Origin of the sequence: Nonomuraea guangzhouensis (assembly GCF_019396345.1) — a bacterium.
In the GTDB taxonomy this organism is placed as follows: domain Bacteria; phylum Actinomycetota; class Actinomycetes; order Streptosporangiales; family Streptosporangiaceae; genus Nonomuraea; species Nonomuraea guangzhouensis.
In genome coordinates this window covers 1-603 of sequence record NZ_JAHKRM010000123.1, presented here as the reverse complement: position 1 = coordinate 603, position 603 = coordinate 1, and the positions used below count along the sequence as shown (strand labels likewise).

1 protein-coding gene is annotated in these 603 nt (G+C 72.6%); it reads right to left on the bottom strand.

What is annotated here, in order from left to right:
- Positions 1-603, bottom strand: a 603-nt coding sequence (locus tag KME78_RS68560) for an HAD-IC family P-type ATPase (RefSeq protein ID WP_219539967.1), incomplete at both ends; no start/stop codon positions are given.

The following is a 603-nucleotide window of genomic DNA, read 5'->3' as shown; positions in this document are numbered from 1 at the left end:
GGCCGTAGACCAGGAACCGGCGGATGTTGGCGTAGACCCGGCGGCCCTCCTCGACGGCCGCGACGACGGTGTCCAGGTTGTCGTCGGCCAGGACGAGGTCGGCCGCCTGACGGGCGACTTCGGTGCCCCGCTTGCCCATGGCCACACCGATGTCGGCGCGTCGTAGCGCCGGTCCGTCGTTGACGCCGTCACCGGTCATGGCGAGGGTGTCGCCGCGGTCCCGCAGGCCTTGGATGATCTCGAGCTTCTGCCCAGGGGTGGCGCGGGCGTACACACCGGCCCCGGTCTGATCCAACGCTCCGGGGACGCGGCAGTCCACGACCGGGTCGCCGGCGGCGATGATGCCCAGCTCGGTGGCGACGGCGCGAGCGGTCCCCGGGTGATCGCCGGTGATGAGCAGCGGTCTTATCCCGGCCTGCTGGCAGGCGGCGATCGCGGTGGCCGCCGCGGGACGCGGCGGGTCCAGGATGGCGACCAGCCCGAGCAGCGACAGTCCGCTCTCCCGCGCTGTTTGCGGGACAGCGTTCAGAGGGACGGTGTTCAGATCGGTGCCGGCCACCGCCATGACCCGGTATCCGGCCCGGGCGAGCTGTTCGGCGCGCT